The sequence below is a fragment of the Gordonia crocea genome (assembly GCF_009932435.1).
Classification (GTDB): domain Bacteria; phylum Actinomycetota; class Actinomycetes; order Mycobacteriales; family Mycobacteriaceae; genus Gordonia; species Gordonia crocea.
In genome coordinates this window covers 2,393,828-2,415,604 of record NZ_BJOU01000001.1, presented here as the reverse complement: position 1 = coordinate 2,415,604, position 21,777 = coordinate 2,393,828, and the positions used below count along the sequence as shown (strand labels likewise).

At 69.6% G+C, this 21,777-nt stretch carries 20 protein-coding genes; 16 read left to right on the top strand and 4 right to left on the bottom strand.

Annotation, left to right across the window (positions count from 1 at the left end):
- Position 1: 1 nt before the first annotated feature.
- The 8 genes from nbrcactino_RS11420 to nbrcactino_RS11385 are packed head-to-tail and all read left to right on the top strand — an operon-like array spanning position 2 to position 8,524.
- A complete protein-coding gene (locus nbrcactino_RS11420; protein WP_161927462.1) occupies positions 2-868 on the top strand; it encodes an MlaE family ABC transporter permease in 867 nt (288 codons plus the stop codon).
- A 3-nt stretch (positions 869-871) separates the two neighbouring features.
- Positions 872-2,257, top strand: a complete 1,386-nt coding sequence (locus nbrcactino_RS11415) for an MlaD family protein (protein WP_161927461.1) — start codon at positions 872-874, stop codon at positions 2,255-2,257.
- Positions 2,239-3,273, top strand: a complete 1,035-nt coding sequence (locus nbrcactino_RS11410; RefSeq protein WP_161927730.1) for an MlaD family protein — start codon at positions 2,239-2,241, stop codon at positions 3,271-3,273. Before nbrcactino_RS11415 ends, nbrcactino_RS11410 begins: the two co-directional genes overlap by 19 nt.
- On the top strand, positions 3,264-4,262 hold the full coding sequence (locus nbrcactino_RS11405) for an MCE family protein (RefSeq protein WP_371864538.1): 999 nt from the start codon (positions 3,264-3,266) through the stop codon (positions 4,260-4,262). The genes nbrcactino_RS11410 and nbrcactino_RS11405 overlap by 10 nt, the downstream gene beginning before the upstream one ends.
- Positions 4,256-5,386, top strand: coding sequence for an MCE family protein (locus tag nbrcactino_RS11400; RefSeq protein ID WP_161927459.1), 1,131 nt, complete (start codon positions 4,256-4,258; stop codon positions 5,384-5,386). Before nbrcactino_RS11405 ends, nbrcactino_RS11400 begins: the two co-directional genes overlap by 7 nt.
- Complete coding sequence (locus nbrcactino_RS11395; protein ID WP_161927458.1) at positions 5,386-6,501, top strand: MlaD family protein; 1,116 nt, start codon at positions 5,386-5,388, stop codon at positions 6,499-6,501. The genes nbrcactino_RS11400 and nbrcactino_RS11395 overlap by 1 nt, the downstream gene beginning before the upstream one ends.
- Positions 6,498-7,661 (top strand): MlaD family protein, encoded by a 1,164-nt coding sequence (locus tag nbrcactino_RS11390; RefSeq protein ID WP_371864536.1) that lies wholly within the window; start codon positions 6,498-6,500, stop codon positions 7,659-7,661. Before nbrcactino_RS11395 ends, nbrcactino_RS11390 begins: the two co-directional genes overlap by 4 nt.
- Before the next feature lie 35 nt (positions 7,662-7,696).
- Positions 7,697-8,524 carry an Rv1363c family protein gene (locus tag nbrcactino_RS11385; RefSeq protein ID WP_161927456.1) on the top strand — a complete coding sequence of 276 codons (828 nt, stop codon included), beginning with the start codon at positions 7,697-7,699 and terminating at the stop codon, positions 8,522-8,524.
- A gap of 7 nt (positions 8,525-8,531) precedes the next feature.
- On the opposite strand, the gene treY is transcribed toward nbrcactino_RS11385, so the two are convergent.
- From treY to nbrcactino_RS11370, 3 genes are read right to left on the bottom strand one after another with little or no spacing between them, the layout of a single operon-like run.
- On the bottom strand, positions 8,532-10,850 hold the full coding sequence (gene treY / locus nbrcactino_RS11380) for a malto-oligosyltrehalose synthase (RefSeq protein WP_161927455.1): 2,319 nt from the start codon (positions 10,848-10,850) through the stop codon (positions 8,532-8,534).
- Between the two features lie 17 nt (positions 10,851-10,867).
- Positions 10,868-13,123 carry an acyltransferase family protein gene (locus nbrcactino_RS11375; protein ID WP_371864535.1) on the bottom strand — a complete coding sequence of 752 codons (2,256 nt, stop codon included), beginning with the start codon at positions 13,121-13,123 and terminating at the stop codon, positions 10,868-10,870.
- A gap of 37 nt (positions 13,124-13,160) precedes the next feature.
- Positions 13,161-13,775 (bottom strand): TetR/AcrR family transcriptional regulator, encoded by a 615-nt coding sequence (locus nbrcactino_RS11370; protein ID WP_161927454.1) that lies wholly within the window; start codon positions 13,773-13,775, stop codon positions 13,161-13,163.
- Positions 13,776-13,901: 126 nt separating this feature from the next.
- On the opposite strand from nbrcactino_RS11370, the gene nbrcactino_RS11365 reads away from it, so the two are divergent.
- The 6 genes from nbrcactino_RS11365 to nbrcactino_RS11340 are packed head-to-tail and all read left to right on the top strand — an operon-like array spanning position 13,902 to position 18,980.
- A complete protein-coding gene (locus nbrcactino_RS11365; protein WP_161927453.1) occupies positions 13,902-15,173 on the top strand; it encodes an adenosylmethionine--8-amino-7-oxononanoate transaminase in 1,272 nt (423 codons plus the stop codon).
- Positions 15,170-16,300 carry an 8-amino-7-oxononanoate synthase gene (locus nbrcactino_RS11360; protein WP_161927452.1) on the top strand — a complete coding sequence of 377 codons (1,131 nt, stop codon included), beginning with the start codon at positions 15,170-15,172 and terminating at the stop codon, positions 16,298-16,300. Before nbrcactino_RS11365 ends, nbrcactino_RS11360 begins: the two co-directional genes overlap by 4 nt.
- Positions 16,297-17,049: a dethiobiotin synthase gene (bioD, locus tag nbrcactino_RS11355; RefSeq protein WP_161927451.1), complete on the top strand. Its 753-nt coding sequence runs from the start codon at positions 16,297-16,299 to the stop codon at positions 17,047-17,049. The genes nbrcactino_RS11360 and bioD overlap by 4 nt, the downstream gene beginning before the upstream one ends.
- Positions 17,046-18,083, top strand: a complete 1,038-nt coding sequence (bioB, locus tag nbrcactino_RS11350) for a biotin synthase BioB (protein ID WP_186343342.1) — start codon at positions 17,046-17,048, stop codon at positions 18,081-18,083. Before bioD ends, bioB begins: the two co-directional genes overlap by 4 nt.
- A gap of 4 nt (positions 18,084-18,087) precedes the next feature.
- Complete coding sequence (gene bsaP, locus nbrcactino_RS11345) at positions 18,088-18,327, top strand: biotin synthase auxiliary protein BsaP (RefSeq protein WP_161927450.1); 240 nt, start codon at positions 18,088-18,090, stop codon at positions 18,325-18,327.
- Positions 18,324-18,980 carry a DUF2567 domain-containing protein gene (locus nbrcactino_RS11340; RefSeq protein WP_161927449.1) on the top strand — a complete coding sequence of 219 codons (657 nt, stop codon included), beginning with the start codon at positions 18,324-18,326 and terminating at the stop codon, positions 18,978-18,980. Before bsaP ends, nbrcactino_RS11340 begins: the two co-directional genes overlap by 4 nt.
- Before the next feature lie 18 nt (positions 18,981-18,998).
- Here the strand turns inward: nbrcactino_RS11340 and nbrcactino_RS11335 are convergent, their stop codons facing one another.
- On the bottom strand, positions 18,999-19,688 hold the full coding sequence (locus nbrcactino_RS11335) for an NUDIX hydrolase (protein ID WP_161927448.1): 690 nt from the start codon (positions 19,686-19,688) through the stop codon (positions 18,999-19,001).
- A 147-nt stretch (positions 19,689-19,835) separates the two neighbouring features.
- Here nbrcactino_RS11335 and nadA point away from each other — a divergent pair, with 147 nt between their 5' ends.
- Both nadA and nadC read left to right on the top strand, forming a co-directional pair.
- Positions 19,836-20,870, top strand: coding sequence for a quinolinate synthase NadA (gene nadA, locus nbrcactino_RS11330; RefSeq protein WP_161927447.1), 1,035 nt, complete (start codon positions 19,836-19,838; stop codon positions 20,868-20,870).
- Complete coding sequence (nadC, locus tag nbrcactino_RS11325) at positions 20,867-21,727, top strand: carboxylating nicotinate-nucleotide diphosphorylase (protein WP_161927446.1); 861 nt, start codon at positions 20,867-20,869, stop codon at positions 21,725-21,727. The genes nadA and nadC overlap by 4 nt, the downstream gene beginning before the upstream one ends.
- The last annotated feature ends 50 nt before the right edge of the window (positions 21,728-21,777 follow it).

The following is a 21,777-nucleotide window of genomic DNA, read 5'->3' as shown; positions in this document are numbered from 1 at the left end:
CGTGACCGCATCCCGGTATACCCCGCCGGCCCTTCGGCCGGTCGAGATCGCCAAGGGCGCCTACCGCGGCCCGCGCGACGTGTTGGCCCGAATGGGCCACCAACTCACCTTCCTGCTCAAGTCCCTCGGGGCGGTGCCGCTGACGTTCAAGCACTACTCCAAAGAGGTGTGGCGGCTCCTCGCCGACATCGCCTGGGGCAACGGCGCGATCGTCGTCGGCGGCGGCACCGTCGGCGTCATGATCATCCTGGGCATCATGGGCGGCGCCACCGTCGGTATCGAGGGCTACACGGCCCTGCACCTGCTGGGCATGGACCCGGTGGTCGGCGCCATCTCCTCGTTCGCGACGACCCGCGAGATCGCACCGCTGCTCGCGGCGACGGCATTCACCGCCCAGGCCGGTTGCCGGTTCACCGCGCAGTTGGGTTCGATGCGGATCAGTGAGGAGATCGACGCACTCGAGTCGATCGCGATCCGCCCGATGCCCTACCTGGTCACCACCCGAATGCTCGCCGCGGTCCTGTCGATCGTGCCGCTGTACGCGGTGGCCCTGTCGGCCAACTACCTCGCCGCACAGATGATGTTCCGCGTGCAGAGCGGCCAGGGCGACGGCACCTACCTGTACTACTTCCAGCAGTTCCTGCTGTCCGGGGACATGGTGAAGTCGTTCCTCAAGGTCGTGGTGTTCGTGCTGCTGACGACCTTCATCCAGTGCTATTACGGGTACTTCGCCAGCGGCGGTCCCGAAGGCGTCGGGGTGGCGGCCGGACACGCCATCCGGCTGGCGATCATCGTCATCGTGTTCGCGAACCTGATCATGACCCTGGTGTTCTGGGGCACGTCGGCCGGCATCAGGATTTCGGGGTAGACCATGCCATTCATCGACACTTCCGGGCGCAACCCCTCCCTGACGAGCTATGTCCTGCGCGGCGTGGCCTTCCTGGTGGCACTCGCGCTCATCTTCACCGTGCTGGGCCTGCGCTACACGGGCTTCTTCGACCGGACGGTCGCGGTCACGGCCAAGCTCCGCGACGTCGGCGACGGTCTGATCAACGCCGCGGATGTCCGGTACAACGGGCTCATCGTCGGCCAGGTCAGTTCGGTCGACGTCGCGGACGCGGGTACCGACGCCGAGGCGCGCCTCGTGCGCATCGACCTCGACCCCCAGCAGGCCAACGGCGTGCCGGGCAACGTCACCGCGCGGACCGTGCCGTCCAACCTGTTCGGCGTCAACTCCGTCGAGCTGATCCCGCCGCCGAGTGGGACCGCCCCGACCAAGATGGTCGCCGGGACGCAGATCATGGCCGACACCAGCAAGGCCACCCTCGCCCTGCAGGACGCGCAGAACCAGTTGCGCGACATCATGCGCGCGGTTCCGCCGGAGCAGTTGTCGGCGGTGCTGGGCACAATCGCCGACGCGATGCGCGGCGGCGGTACCACCTTCGCGATGTTCTCCGAATCCCTGCGCGAGTACTTCGAGCAGCTCAACGCGATGTTCCCGGCCGGCGCACCGCCCGGATTCGACGACTTCAACGCGACCGTGACCGGCCTGTCCCGGTCGGCGCCGCAACTCTTCGACGCCCTCGGCAAGAGCGTGGTCCCCGCCGCGACGATCGCGGAGAACCAGCGCAACATCGCCGCACTGCTCTCCGCCGCCCAGGGCGTGACCGACGAGGCGCAGGCCCTGTTCGCCGCGAACGGCGACACCGGCAAGCACCTGGTCCACGACCTGAGCCGCGTCGTGGGTGCAGCAGTCCTCGAACCCCGGGCGCTGCCCGAAGCGATCGTCGCGCTGAACCGCCTGGCGGCACGGGTGCAGACGGTGTTCACCGGCGTCAACGGCCACGCACGGTTGAACCTGGGAATCAGCTTCGGCGCGTTCATGCTGTACACGCGGCAGAACTGCCCGGTCTACAACGGTGGCAAGTACGGCCAGCTGCGCGGCCCGGGGTGTGTCGGACCGGGGACCGGGACCGGCCCCACCAGTTCCGGCCCGCTGTTGGTCTATCCGCCGAGCATGCGCCGCATGGCGGCGGGTGCGGTGTCGACGGGTGCCGACGTGGGAACGCTGACCCGGATGCTGGGCCGCGCCCCGTCGCCCGCAGAGATCCTGATGCTGGGGCCGCTCGTCGCCTCCACCCGCGTCAAGCCGGATCGCAAGCCGGCCCAACGCACCCCCGCGCAGCGCAAGGCGCCCCACCAGGCACCGGGCCGGAACCAGCCTGACTCCCAGAACCGATCGGAAGGAGGACGATGAGCATCCGCAAGCCGCTGATCGGCTTCTCCCTGTTCGCGATCGTCGCGCTGTTGTTGACCTACACGATTTGGTCGACCCTGATGCGCACCGGTCCACGACACACCCACACCTACACCGCGGTATTCAACGACGCCTCGGGGTTGGCCGACGGTGACGACGTCCGCATGGCCGGCGTCCGCGTCGGCCGCGTCGGTGCGGTCGAGTTGGAGAACGGCAAGGCGCGGGTGGACTTCACCGTCGACACCTCCCAGCAGGTTTACACGGCCACCAAGGCCGCGATCCGCTACCAGAACCTGATCGGTCAGCGATACATCCAGTTGAGTCTCGTCGACGGTGCGCCCCGCACACCGCTGGACAAGGGGTCGCGGCTGCAGCAGCCGTCGGAGGACTCCTTCGACGTGACGCGGTTGCTGGCCGGCTTCCAACCGCTGTTCGACACGCTGACCTCCGAGCAGATCAACGGACTGTCCGAGGGGTTGATCGCGGTCTTCCAGGGTGACAAGGTCTCGCTGACCACCACCGTGGCGCAGATCAGCACCCTCGCCAACGACATGGCCAACCGCGACCAGGTGATCGGTTCGATCGTCACCCACCTGTCCGGGGTGTTGCGCGACCTCGCCCGGCAGGGCAGCCAGATGAGCGACTTGGTGAAGGGGACCGGCGACCTCGTGGCGAGCCTCAACGGCAACTCCGCGGCGTTCGGCCGCGTGGTCGACGAAGTCGGGCGCACCGCCGCCGGCTTCGGCGCCATCCTCGGTCAGACGCAGAGTTCGCTGGACAGCGCGGGCCGTGACGCCACCCGGGCCACGAACCGCCTGATCAAGATCGGCGCCAAACTCGACCGCGCTGCCGTCGAGGTCCCGGTCTTCCTCGGCCACTTCCCGATGGTCATTGGACAGGGCGCCCACCTCAACATCTACGCCTGCGATCTCGACGTCTCCTTCGGCGATGTCCTGCTCCCCCCGGGGATCATGAACAAGATCGGTGGCACGGCTCACTCGGAGGCATGCCGATGAACGTGAAATCCATGTACCGGGAGAAGCCGCAGCTGGTGACCGGGGTGATCGGCGCGCTGGTCCTGGTGCTGATCCTGGTGGCCGTGTTCGTGTTGGCCGGTGCCAACATCGGCAAGCGGGGCTTCGACGCCGATTTCGCCCAGGCGGGCGGCATCCGGCCCGGCGACAAGGTCCGGGTCGCCGGCATCGACGTCGGCGAGGTGACCGGTACCAAACTGGCGCGCGACCACGTCAAGGTGTCGATGAAGATCGACCGCAAGGTCGACGTCCGGTCCAACGGCACCGCCGAGATCAAGATGTCCACGCTGCTGGGCCAGCGCTATGTCGACGTCGTCCTCGGCGATGCGCCGGACAAGCTCGAGGACAACCGGTTCGGCATCGCCAACACCCGGGTGCCCTACGACTTGCAGAAGACGATTGAGGCCGGCACGCCGATTCTCGCCGGTATCAACCCGAACGACCTGACGAACAGTCTGACCCAGTTGAACCGGCAGCTCGCCGGCACGCCGGCGCTGGCCCGACCCGCCATCGACGGCCTCGCCCGCATGTCGGAGGTGATCACCAGCCGCAAGGACCAGCTGAACCAGCTGATCAAGGACACCAAGACGGTGACCGCGGTGGTCGACGACAGCCAGGTCCAGCTCGCGATGATCATCGGACAGGGGCAGCAGTTGGCGACCAAGATCTCGACGCGTGAGGCACTGGTCACCAGGCTGCTCGACGGCTTGGCCGCACTCACCCGCCACGCACAGGCGATCGGGGCCCAGAACGCCGGGCAGTTCGCGCCGATGCTCGCCAACATTCAGACCATCTCGCAGGGCCTGGAGAAGAACCGCGCCAACCTCCGCAAGCTGTTGGAGATCCTGCCGATCACGGCGAGGGCGACGGTGAACATCATGGCCGACGGGCCGTATGCGAACGGTTACCTGCCGTGGGGGCTGTTCCCCGACAACTGGCTGTGCACGGCCCGGGTGGTGGACGGATGCTGACCGCGATGGGCGGGCGCGGCTCGACGCGACTGGCGCGGATCACCGCGGGGACGGCCGTGGCCGTGGCCGCGGTGGTGGGCACCTCGTCGTGCTCGATGCTGCCGAATTCGGTGAACAACGCGCTGGGGCGCTCCATCGAGATCACCGCGTACTTCGACAGCGTGGCCGGCCTGTACCGGGGCAACGACGTGGCGGTGCTGGGCATGCCGGTCGGGCGGATCACCGACATCTCGCCGGAGGGCCGTCGGGTGAAGGTCCGCTTCACCGTCGACAAGTCGGTGCCGATCCCGAAGGACGCCACGGCGGCCATCGTCAACACCTCGATCGTCACCACGCGCCACATCGAGCTGTCCCCGGTGTACGCCGAGGGCGACAAGCTGACCAACGGCGACACCGTCGCGCACACGAAGGCGCCGGTGGAGATCGCCGATCTGTTCGACTCGGTCGACAAGCTGATGCATTCGCTGGCCGGCGACAGCAAGGGCAAGGGGCCGCTGGCGGACTTCCTCGGACTGGCCGACGGGATCACCGATCAGAACGGTCAGCGCTTCGCCGAAGCGGTGACCAAGATGAGCCAGGCCGGAAAGCTCGCCGCCGACAACGGCGACACCCTGGTCGAGGTCATCAAGATGATCAACGACCTGACCTCGAAGCTGGTTGCGAACTACCCGAAGATGCGCTCCTTCTCGTCGGCGGTGACCGACGTGGCCGCGACGCTGGACCGGCAATCCCCGGGATTGCTCGCCGCGATGAGCGACCTCAACGTGATGCTGCGCAACACGACCGAGTTCCTCGCCAACAACTCCGGCACCATCGGGGTGTCGACCGCGAAGCTGGCCGCGCTGGCAGAGAACCTCGGTGACTACTCCCGGCAGGTGGTCGAGGCCATCGACCTGGGTCCGCTGCTGTTCCAGAACCTGTCGAATTCGGTGTCGGAAGAGCAGGGGGCGTGGCGCGCCGGGGTTTTTCTGGACAAGTCGCTGCTGGAGACGCAGATGTTGAACCGGTTCTGCGAATCGATCAACCTGCAGAAGAACGGCTGCCGCACCGGACAGTTGAAGGATTTCGGACCGGATATGGGCATCTTCTCGGCAATCCTGCAAAAGCTCGGGGGTGGGCGCTGATGGCAACCCGCAGACGCACACGCGCGGCGCTGATCGTCGGTGTCACCGCCATGCTGACGCTGTCCGGGTGCAGCAAGCTCCCCGGTCTGACGGTCGAGCAGATCCCGCTCCCGGTTCCCGGCGGCATCGGTGATTCCATCACCGTGCGCACCTCGTTCGACAACGCGCTGAACCTGCCGTCCCGGGCGAAGGTGAAGCTGCGCGGCACCGACGTGGGCGTGGTGGAGAAGATCGAGGCCAAGGACTACCGGGCGGTGGTGACGATGGCCGTGAGCAAGGCCGCCAACATCCCGGTCGGCACCGGCGCCGAATTGCGCCAGGCCACACCGCTGGGCGACGTGTTCGTCGCATTGCAGCCGCCGACTGACGGCAGCGGGGGAGCGCCGGTCGCCGACGGCGGCGACCTGACCGGTCCGACCGGCGCCGCCGCGACGGTGGAGGACCTGCTGGTCACCGCGGCCGCCGCCGTCGACGGCGGGTCGCTGGGCTCGCTGCAGACCATCATCACCGAATTGTCCGCGGCAGTCGGCACCACGCCGGCCGACCACAACGACCTGGTGGGCGTGATCCGCGGCTTCACCACCGCGATCACCCGGTTGAACTCGACGGCCGATCAGGTCGACAAGTCGATGCTGCTGACCAGCAGCCTCACCGCGAAGATCGCGAACGGCCGTCCGCAGTTGCAGGCCGCGATCGCCAAACTGCCGGCGGCGGTCAATGCCGTCAACAGCCAGATGTCGATGATCCTGGCGACGATGGAGAAGACCCACAAGGTCACCGCCGCCACGACCGACTTCCTCAACACCAACCAGCAGAACGCCATCGACCTGGTGAGTTCGCTGTCGGTGGCGCTGGCGGGGCTGAACGAGGCGACCAACACCCTCGGGCCGCTCGTGGACAACCTGCACCTGCTGTTGCCGAAGTGGGCCAAGTCGACCAAGACCTCGGCGGCCTCGGTCGCCACCCGCGTCTACTACCTGACGCCGGGCACGGGATTCGACGCGGCGTCGCGGTTCCCCGAGCTGAAGGACCTGGACATGGGCTCCAAGGCGCTGCAGCAGACGCTGACCCGCCTGCTCGCCATGCTCACCGGGACGAAGGGGTGCTGCGGATGATCGCCTGGGGTAAGAAGCACTCGGTTCTCGTCGGCAACGTCGCGTTGGTGCTCGTCATGCTGGTCGGTCTCGCGTACCTGAGCTTCGGTTCGCTGGGTTGGCGGCCGTTCAACGACACTTACTCGTTGACGATCGCCTTCAAGAACTCCGGCGGAATCCAGACCACCTCCGACGTCAACCTGCGCGGTGCCCGCATCGGTGCCATCGAGAACATCCAGGTCCACCCCGACGACGTCGAGGTGAAGGTCCGCATCGACGGCAGGGTGAAGATCAACCGGAACACGCTGGTGCGCGCCAGTGGGCTGTCTGCGGTCGGCGAGCAGTTCGTCGACTTCCGGCCGCCGACCTCCGAGGGGCCGTACCTGCGCAACGGCGATCGCATCGACAGCCGTCAGACGTCCTACGCGGTGCCGTTCCCGAAGATGCTGGAGACGACGCTCGACGTGGTCAAGCAGATCGACCCGAAGCGCCTCGCCTCGACCGTGGAGCAACTCGACATCGCGTTGGGCCGCGGGCGCGACGGCAACGACCTGCGGGTCCTGCTCGACTCGGCCGGCACGATCTTCGCCGACCTCTACAAGGTGTTGCCGCAGACGCAGAACCTGATCGGCAACATCGGCGAGATCCTTAACACGACCAGCGGGATCCAGCCGGACCTGCAGCGGTTGGTGTCGGGTGGCAGCTCGATCATCAACTCCGCGATGGCCGCGGACAAGGAGTTGCGGACCCTGCTGGGCAACGGTGCGAACCAGGTCAGCAGCCTGACCGGCTCGCTCAACGAGATCCGCGACCCGGTCACCGAGGTCCTCAAGCAGTTCCGCGAGGTGGCCCGCCAGGGTTCGCTGCGCGCGCCGGCGATCGCCGCCCTGCTGCCGGCCATCCGCGATGCGAGTGGCAAGTCGATGGCGATGTTCCACCACGGCGCGTGGTGGACCATGGGCTCGCTGTTCCCGCGCCCGTCGTGCACCTACCCGGTGACGCCGACCCGGCCGACGAAGATCCAGGAACTGACGATCCCGTTGAACCTGTACTGTGTCACCGAGAATCCGGATCTGCAGATCCGCGGCTCTGCCAATGCGCCGCGTCCCCCCGGGGACGACACGGCCGGTCCGCCGCCGAATTTCGATCCGAACGCGCGAACCGTGCCGCTCGACCGCTAGGTCTCGCGGTTGTTCGACGACTTGAAGAAGGATGAATGGCGAAGTCTGCCCAGCCCGATGATGACCGTGACGACGAGGTCACCGAGTCGGATGATCTGTCGACGGTGAAGCGCAAGGCGCGCACGGAGCCGCCTTCCCTGGCGAAGAAGTCCGCGCCGGCCCGGGATACCTCGGGCGACGGTGACTCCGGCGCTGGTGGCCCGGTGTCGGAGGACTCCGACGGTGGCAGCGATGCGGAAGACTCCTCCGGTGCCGTCAAGGCGGCCGCCCGCGCGTCCGACGGCGGAAAGACCTTCTCGGTCACCGTCAATGCCGCGAGCCTGCGCAAGGCGGCGTTGGCGCTCGGAGCCGTGGTCGTCGTGGCCGCCCTGGCGTTCTGCGGGTGGCAGTGGCATTCGGCGAATCAGAAGCTGCGGGCCTTCGACGAGGTGAAGGCCGCGGCCAGCCGCTTCATCGTGACGAGCATCGAATACACCAGCTCGGACAAGGTCGACCAGGCCAAGGACGCCCAAGGGCCGCTCGTCACCGGGAAGATGCGCGACGAACTGAGCCAGGACCGATCCGAGGCGACCAAGGCGATGCGGTCCGAGGGCATCAAGGCCACCGCAAAGGTCGACTCCGCGGCCGTGGAGAGCATCAGCGGTGACGAGGCCACGACGCTGATGATCGTGACCGCGACCGGCACGTCGAACCTCTCGCCGACTCCGCAGAAGCGCACGGTGGCGCTTCGCCTGCACTTGAGGCGCGAAGACGGCAAGTGGCTGGTCTCGGAGTCCAAGGGCGTCGGCGACTTCAGTCCCACCGGCGTGAATCCCCAGCCCGGCACTCCGGGCGCCCCCGCGCCGGCACCCGCGCCGAACTAGCGGCTCGTCAGCGGCGCTCGAGAACCGCGAAAGCCTGGCCGTCGAGCAAGGCGTCGACCGCCGCCTCGCCGGTGAATCGGCGGTGGGCGAGACGGTCGTGCCACGTCCCCGGTGGAAGCGGGAGGCTGGTGCTCTGCTGGAGCTGCTCGGTGAAGCTGTAGGTGAAGCGCGCGCATACGACGATGACGCGCGGGTCGGCGTCGGCCGACGGCCCTCGCCCGAAGGCCAGTATCCGTTCGACCCCGTCGCGCTGCGCGGTCAGCGGGAAATAGGCCGACCCGGGGCCGAAGGCATCGGGGTGGCGCCGCCGAACCGACAGGGCATGGATGATGGCCCGGGCCTTGGGGTGGTTGAGGCTCTGCTCGTAGTCGACGGGCCGGCGGTTGTCCGGGTCGGTCAGCGAGTCGGTCCACCACTGGGTGCCCTGGTAGATGTCGCCGACGCCCGGGCACAACAGACTGACCACCTTGTGCGCGGTGGCGTCGTCGCGCCACGCGTCGAAGGTCAGGTCGACCAGCTCGACGAGGGGGGAGCTGACGTCGGGGCCGGTGACGGTGTCGACCCACTCGGTCAACCGCGCTTCGAAGGCCGCGTCCGGGTCCGACCACGACGAGTCCTGTCCGGACTCGCGGACCGCTTTGACCGCGTAGCCGCGCATCCGTTCGCGCCACTGCTCGTCGGGGGCGACGGCACCCTCGTCGTCGACCGGCCAGGCGCCAAAGATGTTCTGCAGCACGAACATGCCGATCACGGGTTCGGGGAACGGGGCCGACCGGGTGATCTGTGCGACGGCCAGCGCCCAGCGCTGGGGCACCTGCGACAGCATGCTGATTCGGCGGCGCACGTCCTCGCTGCGCTTGGTGTCGTGCGTCGTCACGGCGGTCAGCGCCAGGGGGTGGCGCGCGGCCCGCTCGGCATTGGCGGCATGGAACCGCGTCAGGCTCGGTAGTCCGAGCCACGCCTGGCAGCCCAACTCGTTGAGCGAGACCAGCCGCGGATTCCGGTAGAACAAGGTGTTCTCCACGGCGGTGGTGTACACCGAGGCGCAGAGTTGGCCCAGTTGGGCGGCGGCCGCCGGGGTGGCCTCGAAAGCGTCGAGGACCAATGGAATCGACTCGCGCATAAGCGGATTGCCGTCGGCGACCACATCGCCGATCTCGCGGATCAGTCCGGACTCGAGGTGGTGGTCGGGGCGGGTGACGGGCATCAGTGCGATCATCTCGGCGGTGGCGTCGCACAGCTCGGCGATGGCCGGCGCGTCCTCGCCGATCGCGGCGGAGAGGGTCACCGCCATCCTGGCGTGCTCGGCCGAATAGTGGCGGGCCAACGCATCGCGCTTGAGCTTCTGCTGCTCCAGCAGGGTCCAGGTGGCGTCGCCGTTGATGCCGGTGGTCATCTCCGACAATTCGGACAGCTCGCGCAGGCCGGCGTGCGAGGTGAAGGACATGCCGAGAACCGCCAGCTGCTCGTAGCCGGTGGTCCCGTCGCAGGCGAAGTCGGGGCTGAGCCGTTCGAGCGGGGCGAGCATCTTCTCGACGTAGACGAGGCGGTCGGGGCCGAGGTCGGTGCGCAGCCGTCGCAGGTAGTCGGCGGGATAGGCGATGCCGTCCAGGTTGTCCACGCGCACCCCGTCGACCAGGTCGTCGGCGACGAGGTCGCGCAACCAGCCGTGGGTGGCGTCGTACACCTCGGCGACGTCGAGCCGCAGCGCCGCGAGGTCGGTGACATCGGTGAAGCGGCGGTACCCGTAGCGCCCGCTCGCGTGGGGGACCAGGCGGTAGTGCTGCCGGTCGGCGACCTCGGCGGCGGTGGCGCCGGGCCCGGCGGTGCCGTCCGCGGTGGGAAAGACGCGGTCGTGGTAGACGAGGTTGCCGTCGTCGTCGAGGCGCACCGCCTCGATGCCGTCCGCACCGAGCACCGGTAGCTCGATGATCCCGTCGGGGGTGGGGAGCAGGTCGAACCAGGAGGCGTAGGGGGAGTCGAGTCCGTGGCGCAGAATGTCGGCCCACCACGGATTCGAGGCCGGGTCGGCGATGCCGACGTGGTGCGGGACGATGTCGAGGATCAGACCGAGGCCGCGCCTGGCCGCCGACGCGCGGAGCCGGGCGAATTCGTCGAAGCCGCCGAGTTCGGGGTTGATCCGGGCGGGCGGGGCCCAGTCGTATCCGTGCGTCGATCCCGGCATGGCGGCGAGGATCGGCGAGAGGTACAGATGGCTCACGCCGAGGGCCACGATGGGCTTGAGCACGCGACGCAGCTCGGCGAAGCCGAAGTCAGGGCTCAGTTGGACGCGGTAGGTCGCAACGGGCGCAACGTTTTTCGCCACAATGCCAACCTTACCGGTCAGGTTCGACGGATCCAGTCGATCTGTTCGCCGAGCTGGCGGCCGAGTTCGTCGACGAGGCTGCGGACGTAGGTCGCCGACAGGTGGTGGTAGTCCTTGTAAACCACGATGTTGCCCACGATCGCCGGGCAGATCACCGGCTCACAGACCCCGGCGGTCATGTCGATCCGGTGGAACAGCGGGTGGGCCTGCGCGAAGGGGATCGACGGGTCGTCGGGCATGAGGGCCGAGGCCCGCACGGTGCCGCAGCTGATGGCGTCGCCGCCCTGCGACAGGCATTGCGGCGTGACGAAACCCTCGCCGTGGCGGTCCCGCGGCCACGGGGTGTCGCGCATGCCGATCACCGGGATGCCGGCATCCATGAAAGCGGTGAAGATCGGCTTGTACGCGTCGGGCATCCAGTCGCCCGGCTGGCGGTCGCGGGGCCGCGTCGACGTCGTCATGACGGCGTCGGGGCGGTCGGCGATGATCGCCTTCACCACGCGCTGGCCCCAGTCGTAGCACTCCGGGTACGGGTTGTCGGTACCGGACTTCTTCGGGACGCGCTCGGTCGTCAGTGCGCAGCCCATCTTGAGGTAGGTCTTGACCTTGAAGCCGTACTGCTTGCCGAGGATGTTCATCGCGGTGATCCACATCTCGGCATGCGACCCGCCGGCCAGCGCGATGGTGCGCTTGGCCTTCTTGTCGCCGTAGACGCCGACGTGGATCTCGTTGTCGAGGAAGTTCGACATGAATCCGTCGGTGCTCGTCTCGGGGAAGTCGAATTCCGCGACATTCGGCGCGGGACGCGGCGGCCGATCGGGCACCGGCCAGCCGTTCAGCAGGGCGCGCGCACCGGGGTAGTCGTGCGGATCCAGGGTGGTGGTGTCGACCTTCTGCGACATGACGTGCCAGGTCCAGACGCGGTTGCCCACGCCGATGCCGACGACACCGAGGATCAGCAACACGGTGAGCACGCTGCCGTAGGACAGCGACAAGCGGCGGCGATTGCTCTCGCGTCGATCGTGGTGGGCGGTGACCTCGACCACTTCGTCGGGTTTGCGCCACAGCGGTACCGGTCGCCGGGAGTGGCGGACCGGGTCTTCGATGAAGCGTTTGCACAGCCAGGCCAGCAGGACCGAGACGGTCAGGATCGCCGTTCCCTCCACGATGCTGGCGTGGTTCTTGTCGCGCCACGCGAGGTAGAAGATCAGCAGCGGCCAGTGGATCAGGTACAGGGAGTAGGCGATATTGCCCAGCCAGATCCCCTGCGGCGTGGCGAGGACCCGCGACACGATCGGCTGCGGCGCAACCGTCCCGTCGGGCCGCGGGCGTGAGAGGGCGGTGGCCCCGACCCAGATCAGTGCGACGGTGGAACCGACGGGGACCAGGGCGAGCGGTCCCGGATACTCCTTGACGCCGTCGATCCACCAGCCGCAGGAAAGGATCAGGCCCAGCGCCGCCAGCCCCACGATGTTGCGGATCCAGTTCGGCACCCGGGTGCGCGGCATCCACACCGCGAGCAGGCCGCCGGCCAGCGGCTCCCACAGGCGGGAAAAGGTGTCGTAGTAGTTGAACGGCTGGTCGACGCCGTGGCGCATCCACGCCCAGTAGAAGGACAGGGCGGCGAGGCCCAGGACCATCACGCCGACGATGGCGCGGATGCTGCGCTCGGTGCCCAGCCGGGCCAACGGCTTGGCGGCGAGCTTGAGCAGCGCGGCGACGATCAGCGCGAGGATCAGCATGCCGAGGAAGAACTGCCCCTGCATCGACATCGACCAGATGTGCTGGAGCGGGCTGTTGGTGGCGCTGGCGGCCAGGTAGTCCTGCGAGTTCTTGGCGAGGAACCAGTTTTGGTAATACAGCGCGGACGCCACGATCTCGCGGCCGATTTCGATCCACCGCGCCTGGGGGATGGCGTTGGTGGTGACGGTGAGGATCGCGACGCCGATGAGCATCGTGTACAGCGCGGGCAGGAGGCGCTTGAGGAGCCGTTTGAGCCGCGGCCACGGGTTGATCGTGTCGCGGTAGCCGATGATCGGGGATTGGGCGGCGATGGCGTGCCGCAGCAGCGACCCGATGAAGAAGTAACCGGAGAGCGTGAGGAAGACGTCGACGCCGCCGGATACACGGCCGAACCACACGTGGAAGCAGGCCACCAACAGAATCGCGACGCCGCGCAGACCGTCGAGGTCCCAGCGGTATGCCGGGGCGGCTTTACTGTCGGCGACCGGGGCGGACGGGCTGCCGCTGATTGTCTTGCCGGGGTCGACCACGATGTGGGAATTTACCACGGGCAACCTGAGAGAAGACTCAGGCCAGAGCGCTTGCCGGGGCGTTTCGTCGGGGTTGTGCCGATACGTCGGACCGGGACCCCGCGGCGGCCTGCCGGGCGCCGGCGAGCACGATCGCCAGGGCGTCGGCGAACTCCTCGTCGTAGTCCCTCGTCGTCGGGTTGGTCACCCCCAACCGCGTCATCTGCCGTCGGGTCTGTTCCTCGATGGTCAGGCCGATGACGAGCTGGGCGATCGCCGTCACCAAGCCGCGCCGCTCGCGCTCGGGCAGGTCGGCGGCGCGCGCCGCCGCGGTGAGGTGGTCCAGCACCGCCATCGACGACAGGCCGCTCGACCAGCTCGACGAGACGAGTTCGGCGCTGTCGGGGACGGCGCACAGGCAGGCGCGCATGGATCGGGCCAGGGCCTCGATCCGCTCATCCCAGGGAAGGTCGGCGTCCGGTGGGACGACGCCGGCCAGGATGTCGTCGCCGAGCGCGGCGAGCAGCGTCTGCTTGTCCGGGTAGTGCCAGTAGAGGGCGTTGGGGGAAACGCCCAGCTCGGTGGCGAGGCGGCGCATCGACAGGTCGGCGAGGCTGTGCTGGGCCAAGATGGCGCGCGCGGCCGCCAGTACGTCGCTCCGGTTGATCGCCACGGGTTCACCGTAGCGGGTGCCCGTTATCCCGGTCACACCGGCCCTGTACGGTGTACAGGACGCGTCACCAGCGGACGAACGATTCAGCGCAGAACGACAACCGACCGGTCGAGGAGGATCGAGCCCATGGCCTCACCCATCGCCCCGTCCTTGGCGCAGATCGACGCCGACCACGTGTGGCACCCGTACGGCGCGCTGCCCGCGGCGGTTCCCTCGCTGCTGGTGCACTCCGCCGACGGCGTGTACTTGGAGACCGAGGCCGGGCGCCTGGTCGACGGGATGAGTTCCTGGTGGGCGGCGATCCACGGTTACCGCCACCCGGTTCTCGACCGTGCCGCCACCGAGCAACTCGGCGCGATGAGCCACGTCATGTTCGGCGGCCTGACCCATCGGCCGGCGGTCGACCTCGCCGCACGGCTCGTCGAGATCACCCCGCCGGGATTGGAGAAGGTGTTCTTCTCCGACTCCGGTTCGGTCTCCATCGAGGTCGCCGTCAAGATGGCGCTGCAGTACTGGCGCGGGCGCGGCGCACCGGAGCGGACCCGCCTGCTCACCTGGCGCGGCGGCTACCACGGGGACACCTTCACCCCGATGAGCGTCTGCGACCCCGAGGGCGGCATGCACGCGATGTGGACCGACGTGCTGGCCCACCAGGTCTTCGTCGACGCGCCGCCGGCGCAGTTCGACGAGGAGTACGCCCGCACCCTGCGCGGGGCCATCGCCGAGCACGCCCACGAGCTCGCCGCGGTCATCGTCGAACCGGTCGTGCAGGGCGCCGGCGGGATGCGGTTCCACGACCCGCGCTACCTGACCGTGTTGCGGGAGGCCTGCGACGCGGCCGACGTCCTGCTCGTCTTCGACGAGATCGCCACCGGGTTCGGCCGGACCGGCGAGTTGTTCGCCGCGGACCATGCCGGTGTGGCACCGGACATCATGTGTCTCGGCAAAGCGCTGACCGGCGGGTACCTCACCCTTGCCGCAACGCTGTGCACCCCGACGATCGCCGAGACGATCAGCGCCGGGGAGGCCGGCGGGCTTGCGCACGGCCCCACCTTCATGGCCAATCCGCTGGCCTGCGCCGTGGCGCTGGCGTCGACCAACCTGCTCCTCGACGGGCCCTGGCGCGAGCGGGTCGCCGCGATCGGCGCCGGGTTGCGCGCCGGGTTGGCGCCCCTGGCCGGCCTCGACAGGGTCCGCGACGTGCGGGTGTTCGGTGCGATCGGCGTGGTCCAGCTCGACGCCCCGGTCGACATGGCCGCCGCGACCGAGGCCGCCATCGCGGCCGGTGTCTGGCTGCGCCCGTTCCGCGATTTGGTCTACACGATGCCGCCCTACATCAGCACCGACGACGACGTCGCGACGATCTGCCGCGGTATCGGGGCGGTGGTCCGGGCATGAGCGCACTCGACTGGCTCGAGACCGCCGCGGCCGAACGCGAGCGCGCCGGATTGCACCGCGATCCGATCGTTCGCCGCCCCGACGCCGACCTGCTGAACCTCGCCTCCAACGACTATCTGGGCCTGTCGGCCGATCCGCGGGTCGTCGACGGCGCCCGGGCCGCCTTGACGGCCTTCGGGGCGGGATCGACCGCGTCGCGCCTGGTCGTCGGCACGACGAGTCTGCACATCGATTTCGAGGATGACCTCGCCGACTTCACCGGCTTCGCCGCCGGACTGTGCTTCTCGTCGGGCTATTTGGCCAACGTCGGGGCGATCAGCTCGCTCGTGGGCCGGGGCGACCTCATCGTCAGCGACGCCGGCGCCCACGCGTCGCTGATCGACGGATGTCGGTTGTCGCGCGCCGAGGTGGTCGTCGTCGACCGGGGCGACGTCGCCGCGGTGGACGCGGCGCTGGCGGGGGCCGCGGGCCGGCGCGCGCTGGTCGTCACCGACTCGGTCTACAGCATCGACGGCGAGGTCGCGCCGGTCGCCGAGTTGTACGCGGTGGCGCGGGCGCGGGGGGCGGCCCTGCTCGTCGACGAGGCGCACGCCCTCGGGGTGCGCGGCCCCGGCGGCGCCGGGGTGATCGCCGAGGCCGGGCTGTCCGGGGCGCCGGACCTCGTCATGACCACGGTGATGTCCAAATCGCTGGGCACCCAGGGCGGCGTGGTGCTGGGCAGCCGGTCGTTGCGCACCCATCTCATCGATACGGCTCGGCCCTTCATCTTCGACACCGGCCTGAACCCGGCGGCGGTGGGCGGCGCCCACGCGGCGCTGCGCATCCTGCGCCACGACCCCGGCCTGCCCGACCGGGTCCGGGCCAACGCGGCGATGATCGCGCGCGAGTGCGGCGGCGAGGAGCCGCGCGCGGCGGTGGTCTCCCTCATCGTCGGCGATCCGCATCGCGCGGTGGACTGGGCCGCCCGCTGCCGCGCCGACGGCGTACTCGTCGGCTGCTTCCGCCCCCCGTCGGTTCCCGCCGGGACGTCGCGGCTGCGCATCACCGCGCGGGCCGACCTCGACGAGTCGGCGATCGAGCGGGTCGCCGCCGTCGTCAACCGCCACCGCCAGGAGGTGACCGCATGATCCTCGCCGTGACCGGGACCTCCACCGACGTCGGGAAGACGGTGGCCACCGCCGCCCTCGTCGCCCGGGCGCGATCCCGCGGCGCGCAGCGCATCGCCGTGGTCAAACCGGCCCAGACCGGTATTGCCCCGACCGAGCCGGGCGACCTCGCCCATGTCCAACGGCTGGCCGGACCGGTCACCGTCGTGGAATGCGCCCGCTATCCCGAACCGCTTGCGCCCGACGTCGCCGCGGCCCGCGCCGGCCTCGCGCCGCTGAGCCGGGACCGGGTGGCCGCCGCGATTGCCGAGGCGGCCGCCGCCCACGACGTGACCATCGTCGAGGGCGCCGGCGGAGTCCTGGTGCGGCTCGCCGCGCACGGCGGCGACGCCGGACCGCTGACGATCCTCGACGTCGCCGCCGATGCGGGCGCGCCGATCGTCGTGGTCTGCTCGCCCGCGCTGGGCGCGCTCAACCACGCCGAACTGACCGTCGCCGCGATCCGGGCCCGCGGGTTGACCCCCGCCGGACTGGTCGTCGGGTCGTGGCCCGTCGTGCCGGATCTGGCGATGCGCTGCAACGCCGACGACTTGCCGCGCGTCACCGGGGTGCCGCTGATCGGTACGCTGCCCGAAGGCGTCGGCGCGATGACCCGCGACCGGTTCGTTGAATCCGCCCCCGGGTGGTTCGACCCGAACTGGTCGCCCACCCCTCCCACCGACCGATCCGGCGGACAATCCCGCCGGCCACACGAAGGAGTCCGATCGTGACCTCAGCGTCCACCACCACCGAAGCAGTCGACACGGGGGCGGCCGACATTCTGGCCATCGCCCGCGAGCAGGTCCTCGAGGGCGGCCAGGGGCTGTCGCAGGACCAGGTGCTGACCGTCCTGCAGCTGCCCGACGAGCGGCTCGAAGAGCTGCTGGCCCTCGCCCACGACGTGCGGATGCGCTGGTGCGGGCCGGAGGTCGAGGTCGAGGGCATCATCTCGCTGAAGACCGGCGGCTGCCCCGAGGACTGCCACTTCTGCTCGCAGTCGGGCTTGTTCGCGTCGCCGGTGCGCAGTGCGTGGATCGACATCCCGTCGCTGGTGGAGGCGGCCAAGCAGACCGCCAAGACCGGTGCCACCGAGTTCTGCATCGTCGCGGCCGTGCGCGGTCCGGACAAGCGCCTGATGAGCCAGGTCGCGGCCGGCATCGAGGCCATCCGCAACGAGGTGGACATCCAGATCGCCTGCAGCCTCGGCATGCTCACGCAGGAGCAGGTCGACGAGCTCGCCGCGATGGGCGTGCACCGCTACAACCACAACCTGGAGACCGCCCGCTCACACTTTCCCAACGTCGTCACCACCCACTCGTGGGAGGAGCGCTGGGGCACCCTGCGCATGGTGCGCGACGCCGGTATGGAGGTCTGCTGCGGCGGCATCCTCGGGATGGGCGAGAGCCTCGAGCAGCGTGCCGAGTTCGCCGCGAACCTGGCCGAGCTGGAACCCGACGAGGTGCCGCTGAACTTCCTCAACCCACGTCCGGGGACGCCGTTCGGCGATCTCGAGGTGCTCCCGGCGAGCGAGGCCCTCAAGGCCGTCGCCGCCTTCCGTCTGGCCTTGCCGCGCACCATCCTGCGGTTCGCCGGCGGCCGCGAGATCACCCTGGGCGATCTCGGCGCCCAGCAGGGCATCCTGGGCGGCATCAACGCCGTCATCGTCGGCAACTACCTGACCACGCTGGGACGTCCGGCCGAGGCCGACCTGGACCTGCTGGACAACCTGTCGATGCCGATCAAAGCGCTCAACGACACGCTCTGACCCGGTGACAGCAGACATTCCGGGGCCGTTGACCGCCCCGCACCGATTTGGGGTGTACACCGGAATCGAGACCGAGCTCCAGGACGACGCCGCGATCCCGACGACCGCCCGTCTGGGTCTGGAGCCGCCGCGCTACTGCGGGCAGTGTGGGCGCCGTATGGTCGTTCAGGTGCGCCCGGACGGCTGGTGGGCGCGCTGCTCGCGACACGGCGAGGTGGATTCGACGGAACTGGAGCAGCGATGAGTGAACCGGTGATGCTCGCCCCCGGGCCCGACGGGCTGCCGGTGGTGCGGGGCGGGCGGGCGACCGGTTGGCGGGCGAATGTCCTCGTTCCCGCGCAGCTGATCGTGTTCCTCGTCGGCGTCGTCGTGGTGAGTCTGATCGGTGCGGTGGTGTGGGCCTACACGGCGCCGATGCCGACCGGGATCGTCATCCGGCCGGGCACGGGCAGTGTCCCGTCGGAGCAGTTGAGCCGCTACTTCGACGGAATCGGCTGGTTTTGCCTGGGCCTGCTGGTGATCGGCGTCGTCGCCGGGCTGGCGTTCTGGTGGGTGGCCCGCTCGTGGCGCGGGCCGATCGGGGCGATCGCCCTGCTGGCGACGACGGTGGTGGCCTCCGGGCTCGCCATCGAAGTGGCGCAGAGCGCGCTGCGGATCCGCCTGCCCGACCCGACCACGCTGCCGCAGGGGACGACCTTCGCCCATGGGCCGAAACTGTGGATGGCCGCGCCGGCCGAGGGTGCCGTCGGCGCGCCGGGCATCCTGCTCATCCTGATGCCGGTGATGGCGCTGCTGGTGTACCTGTTCCACGTGCTGCTGGCCTCCGATCCGGCCCTGGGGGCCGACGCCGCGGTCCCCGGCGAGCTCGTCGTCGAGGGTGGTTCGGAGTCGGTGTAGCCGACCCCGCCCGACAGGTCACATCGGGGGACGCAGCGTGGCGAACTCGTCGGTCACGCGCAGCGAGGACTCGGTGAAGCGGTACAGCGCCGGCGGGCGTCCGCCGCCGCGGGTGCGCCGGACGCCGCCGGTGGCGGTGATCACCGCGCGCCGCGAGAGGATGCGCAACAGGTTCGTGGTGTCCACCGGATAGCCCAGTGCGGCGCCGTAGATCTCCGACAACTCGGACATCGGGAACTCGTCGGGGGCCAGGGCGAACGCGATGTTCGTATAGGAGAGTTTGCCGGCGAGGCGGTGGCGGGCCGCGGCGACGATGGCGGCGTGGTCGGCGACCAGCGGGGGAGCGGCGTTGACGTCGTGCCACCGGGCGCGGTGCGCCCGCGTCTGCGGCCGGACCAGGGCGAGGTAGGTCGAGGCCACGGTGCGGGGTCCCGGTACCCGGTGCGGGGCGGAGAACACCTCCAACTGCTCGATGTGCGCCACCTCGGTGACCCCGGCCCGGTCGCGCAGTCCGGTCAGGGCGGTGTCGGCCAGCTCGGCGTCGCCGGTGATCGGCCCGCCTGGCAATGCCCACACCTCGTCGTCGGCGGTCGGTACCAGCAGCACCTGCAGGTGGGGCGCCGCGCCGGGGTCGCCGCTGCCGACTCGCAGTGCGGCCGCGCGGACCTCGAGGCGCACGGCGGCGGGCGAGTCGTCGGGGGAGGTCACGAGCCGATCATAGGGGGCGCCCGCGCGGAGCCCGGCGTGGCGCGCGGGAATGGTCGGCCGACGGTGGGTGTTACGATCAACGAGGTTTTCGACTTGGAGTCGAAAACACCTGAATCGCCCAGCCCGGTGGCGAAGGAGGACAGTCACATGAGCATTACCGCAGACTTCACGAGCACCCTCACGTGGACCGAGGGTCCCGAGGGGTACACCGGAGTCGAGCCCACCCAGGAGTGGGCCGACGAGGTGCACCGCCTGGCCAAGGCGCGCAACGCCACGATCTTGGCCCACAACTACCAGCTGCCGTCGATCCAGGACATCGCCCATCACACCGGCGACTCGCTGGCCCTCTCGCGGATCGCGGCCGAAGCCGACGCCGACGAGATCATCTTCTGCGGCGTCCACTTCATGGCCGAGACCGCGAAGATCCTCAGCCCGGACAAGCGGGTCATGATCCCCGACGCCCGGGCCGGGTGCTCGCTGGCCGACTCGATCACCGCCGAGGACCTGCGGGCGTGGAAGGCCGAGTTCCCCGACGCGGTGGTCGTCTCCTACGTCAACACCACCGCCGAGGTGAAGGGACTCACCGACATCTGCTGTACGTCGAGCAACGCCGTCGACGTCGTCGCGTCGATCGACCCCGACCGCGACGTGCTGTTCCTGCCCGACCAGTTCCTCGGTGCGCACGTCAAGCGCGAGACCGGCCGCGACAACATCCACATCTGGGCCGGGGAATGCCACGTGCACGCCGGCATCAACGGCGACGAACTCGCCGACCAGGCGTCGGCGCACCCGGATGCCGACCTGTTCATCCACCCGGAGTGCGGCTGTGCGACCTCGGCCCTCTACCTGGCCGGTGAGGGTGCCGTGCCGGAGGAGAAGGTGAAGATCCTGTCCACCGGCGGCATGCTCGACGCCGCCCGGGAGACCAAGGCCTCCCAGGTACTCGTCGCCACCGAGATCGGCATGCTGCACCAGTTGCGGCGCGCGGCTCCCGACGTCGACTTCCAGCCGGTCAACGGCCGGGCGTCGTGCCCCTACATGAAGATGATCACCCCGGCCGCGCTGCTGCGCTGCCTGGTCACGGGCAGCGACGAGGTCGACGTCGAGCCGGCCGTCGCCGAGCGGGCGCGCGCGAGCGTGGAGAAGATGATCTCGATCGGCAACCCCGGCTCGGGCGAATGACCGGATCGGCCGACCTCGTCACCGACGAGGTGCGGGCGCTCATCGCGCTCGCGCTCGACGAGGACCTGCGCTACGGGCCCGACATCACCACGATGGCGACGGTGCCGGCCGACGCGGTCGCCGACGCGGCCATCGTCAGCCGGGCCCACGGCGTCGTGGCCGGCGTGCCGGTGGCACGGGCGGTGTTCGACGCGGTGATCGGCGCCGGGCGCTACGAGGTTGCCACCGAGTTGGCCGACGGGACCCGGGTCGCCCCCGGGGACACGGTGCTGGCGCTGCGCGCCCCGACGCGCGAGCTGTTGACCGCCGAGCGCACCGCGTTGAACCTGCTGTGCCACCTGTCCGGCATCGCCACCGCCACCGCCGCATGGGTGGACGCGGTCGACGGGACCAAGGCCGAGATTCGGGACTCGCGCAAGACGCTGCCGGGCCTGCGGTCGTTGCAGAAGGCGGCGGTCCGCGCCGGCGGGGGAGTCAACCACCGGATGGGCCTGGGCGACGAGGCGCTCATCAAGGACAACCACGTCGCCGCCGTCGGATCGGTGGCCGCCGCGCTGCAGGCGGTGCGCGCGACCGCACCCGATATCCCCGTGGAGGTCGAGGTCGACTCGCTCGACCAGCTCGACGAGGTGCTGGCCCTGGCGCCGAGCCTGGTCCTGCTCGACAACTTCCCCCTGTGGGCCACCCAGATGGCGGTCTCGCGCCGCGATGCCCGCTCGCCGTCGACGAAACTCGAAAGCTCGGGCGGCCTGACCCTCGAGGTCGCCGCGGACTACGCGAAGACCGGTGTCGACTACCTCGCGGTGGGGGCGCTGACCCATTCGGTCGCCGTGCTCGACCTCGGCTTGGACATGTAGCGGCGAAGACGTGCGCGGGTCGGGGAGTCCGGCCGGGATAACCCGGCCTG

What these genes read in the sequence shown, in the direction of transcription:
- nbrcactino_RS11415 (WP_161927461.1), top strand. Translation starts at nt 872, where the DNA reads ATGCCATTCATCGACACTTCCGGGCGCAACCCCTCCCTGACGAGCTAT.
- nbrcactino_RS11405 (WP_371864538.1), top strand. Translation starts at nt 3,264, where the DNA reads ATGCCGATGAACGTGAAATCCATGTACCGGGAGAAGCCGCAGCTGGTG.
- nbrcactino_RS11400 (WP_161927459.1), top strand. Translation starts at nt 4,256, where the DNA reads ATGCTGACCGCGATGGGCGGGCGCGGCTCGACGCGACTGGCGCGGATC.
- nbrcactino_RS11395 (WP_161927458.1), top strand. Translation starts at nt 5,386, where the DNA reads ATGGCAACCCGCAGACGCACACGCGCGGCGCTGATCGTCGGTGTCACC.
- nbrcactino_RS11390 (WP_371864536.1), top strand. Translation starts at nt 6,498, where the DNA reads ATGATCGCCTGGGGTAAGAAGCACTCGGTTCTCGTCGGCAACGTCGCG.
- nbrcactino_RS11385 (WP_161927456.1), top strand. Translation starts at nt 7,697, where the DNA reads ATGGCGAAGTCTGCCCAGCCCGATGATGACCGTGACGACGAGGTCACC.
- nbrcactino_RS11365 (WP_161927453.1), top strand. Translation starts at nt 13,902, where the DNA reads ATGGCCTCACCCATCGCCCCGTCCTTGGCGCAGATCGACGCCGACCAC.
- nbrcactino_RS11360 (WP_161927452.1), top strand. Translation starts at nt 15,170, where the DNA reads ATGAGCGCACTCGACTGGCTCGAGACCGCCGCGGCCGAACGCGAGCGC.
- bioD (WP_161927451.1), top strand. Translation starts at nt 16,297, where the DNA reads ATGATCCTCGCCGTGACCGGGACCTCCACCGACGTCGGGAAGACGGTG.
- nbrcactino_RS11340 (WP_161927449.1), top strand. Translation starts at nt 18,324, where the DNA reads ATGAGTGAACCGGTGATGCTCGCCCCCGGGCCCGACGGGCTGCCGGTG.
- nadA (WP_161927447.1), top strand. Translation starts at nt 19,836, where the DNA reads ATGAGCATTACCGCAGACTTCACGAGCACCCTCACGTGGACCGAGGGT.
- nadC (WP_161927446.1), top strand. Translation starts at nt 20,867, where the DNA reads ATGACCGGATCGGCCGACCTCGTCACCGACGAGGTGCGGGCGCTCATC.